The 2518-nt window shown below is 37.9% G+C and carries 3 protein-coding genes; 2 read left to right on the top strand and 1 reads right to left on the bottom strand.

All coding sequences use genetic code 11. The features are described 5' to 3' along the window. The coding region (locus SKA34_RS02005) for an OmpA family protein (RefSeq protein WP_006643822.1) at positions 1 to 421 on the top strand (421 nt) is incomplete at its 5' end. Between the two features lie 61 nt (positions 422 to 482). Here SKA34_RS02005 and rodA read toward each other — a convergent pair. Beyond that, positions 483 to 1523: a rod shape-determining protein RodA gene (gene rodA / locus SKA34_RS02000; protein WP_232284251.1), complete on the bottom strand. Its 1041-nt coding sequence runs from the start codon at positions 1521 to 1523 to the stop codon at positions 483 to 485. A 313-nt stretch (positions 1524 to 1836) separates the two neighbouring features. On the opposite strand from rodA, the gene SKA34_RS01995 reads away from it, so the two are divergent. Next, on the top strand, positions 1837 to 2518 hold a 682-nt coding region (locus SKA34_RS01995), incomplete at its 3' end, for an ROK family protein (protein ID WP_006643820.1).

The raw sequence follows: 2518 nt of genomic DNA, 5'->3' as shown, positions 1-2518 counted from the left end.
TGTTGATACTGCACCGCCAGTTCAAGCTGCAACAGTAACAGTAGAGCCTTCAACTGTTACGATTGCCTATAGTGTCGATAGCAAGCACTTAACGGAAGAAGACAAGCATCGTCTTCAACCAATGATTCAACGTTTAACACGTTACCCTAGTGCAACAGCTGAAGTGACTGGTTATACATCAAATACAGGTAGCGAAGCTTATAACCTGAAATTATCTGAAAAGCGTGCGAAAAATGTAGCTGAATTACTTTCTCAGTATGTTGCTGACGCTAACCAAATTACATCTAAAGGGATTGGTGAAGCAAACTCAATCGCTACTAATGATACTGCTAAAGGTCGAGCAGAAAATCGTCGTGTTGAGATTTACTCACCAGCATTAAAGATTGCTACAGAAGATGCTGCTGAGCGTCCAGATTACTGAGCAATGGAAAATAACCTATAAATAAAAAAGCGCCGAATGGCGCTTTTTTTGATTCAATCTATTAGATATTGGGTGCGCAAATAGATTTCTTTCTTGAACAAAGCGCCATAATAATACCGAAAATAGCACCTTGAGTAATAATTGCTGAACCGCCATAGCTAAAGAAAGGCAAGGGACTTCCCATAACAGGTAATACACCGCTTACCATACCAATATTAATAAAACTATAAAGAAAGAAACTTAAAGCAAACGAGCCACTGACTATTCGTGCAAAGGTTGATTCTGATTGATTCGCCAGCCATAACACTCTAAAAGTCATAAACGTATAGATTGCTAAAATTGTGAAGCTTCCAATGTATCCCCATTCTTCTGCAAATGTTGAGAAGATAAAATCGGTATGACTTTCTGGAATGAAACCAAGGTGACCTTGTGTTGCATCCATCCAACCTTTACCAGATATACCGCCAGATCCAATTGCAATTTTGGATTGTATGATCTGATAACCTGAGCCTAATGGATCTGATTCAGGATTTAAAAATTGAAGAATACGTTTTTTCTGGTATGGCTCCATAACGAAATACCACGCTAATGGAAGACTGACGCCAATAATAGCAATCACAGATGAAATTATCTTCCATGACATCCCCGCAAAATACAGGACAAATAGAGCGTACATGACAGTGAAGATAGCACCATCTAGATCTGGCTGAATAAAAATCAATCCAGCTGGAATCGCGGTTACTATTAAACAAATCATGATCTTTTTAATACTTGGTCGACCCGCATCACTGACAAGGATCCAAGCCATCATGATTGGGATAGCTATTTTTACAAGTTCTGACGGTTGAAAACGTATTGGTCCTAATGCTAACCATCGTTGTGAGCCATTGGTACTATTACCAAGAACAAAAACACCAACAAGTAAAACAACAGTAATAAAAAATAAGTATGGAGCACTTCGTTCATAAGCGGCAGGTGAAATTGTTGACATAAATAATAATACGACAATCGCAATTCCTGCTCGAATAAGATGACGCTCTATGATTGGCTCACTAAAGCTACTTGCACTCCATACACTCAAAGAACTGAACGTTACAAGAATTTAAATCGATATTAGTAAGGGGATATCGATATAGGGACGGAATCTACTCATTGTGTATTACTATTACTCATTAATTCGCGTAGATGTTATAAAGACTCACCACTTTATGTCACTTTTCTTTTGCTGCAACATAAAAAATGAAACGAAATGTACTATGAGCGAATAATATAACACAGTGGCTTAATTTCTAATTCATTAATTATTTCTTCCTTCGTTTTATTATTATTTTATTAAAAAGTAAAAGGGTGATTTGATACTGAAAAGAAAAAAAATTTGTCGTTATAATTATCGATGAATTTATTTGGAGTTTTATATGGATCGTTATTACTGGGGTGTTGATTTAGGTGGTACGAAAATCGAATGTATTGTGATAGATCGTAACACTGATGAATCCATTATTCGTGAACGTATAGAGACAGAAAGTATTAAAGGCTATGAACATATGCTTGGTCAAATAAAGATACTGATTGATCGGTGCGCAAAAATAGCCGGACATTATCCTAACGCTGTTGGTTTTGGAACACCAGGCACGCTGGATCCCGTTCATGGCGTGATGAAAAACTGTAATACGACAGCTTTAAATGGCCATCCTCTTGATAAAGATCTTAATAAAACGCTCGGAATCCATTCAGTTATTGCTAATGATGCCAATTGTTTTGCTTTAGCAGAAACCCATTTTGGGGTCGTCAAACGAATTAAGCCTGAAGCTCAAATTGTGTTTGGTATCATTATGGGAACGGGAGTGGGCTCAGGCATAGTGGTGGACGGTAAATGTTTATACGGTTGCCATGGTATTGCTGGTGAGTGGGGGCATAATGTTCTTGAACCTAATGGCACAGATTGCTATTGCGGTAAGCAAGGTTGTGTGGAAACGGTTATTTCTGGAAAAGGATTAGAGCGTTATTATTACGAGCTATCATCGCAAGCCTTATCTTTACCTGACATTGTCGAGCAGGCGAAACAGAATAATCGTGAAGCATTGAAAACAATAACGC

The sequence above is a fragment of the Photobacterium sp. SKA34 genome (assembly GCF_000153325.1).
In the GTDB taxonomy this organism is placed as follows: Bacteria; Pseudomonadota; Gammaproteobacteria; order Enterobacterales; family Vibrionaceae; genus Photobacterium.
Note: the sequence above shows the minus strand (reverse complement) of the source record. Positions and strands in the feature narration are given on the sequence as shown.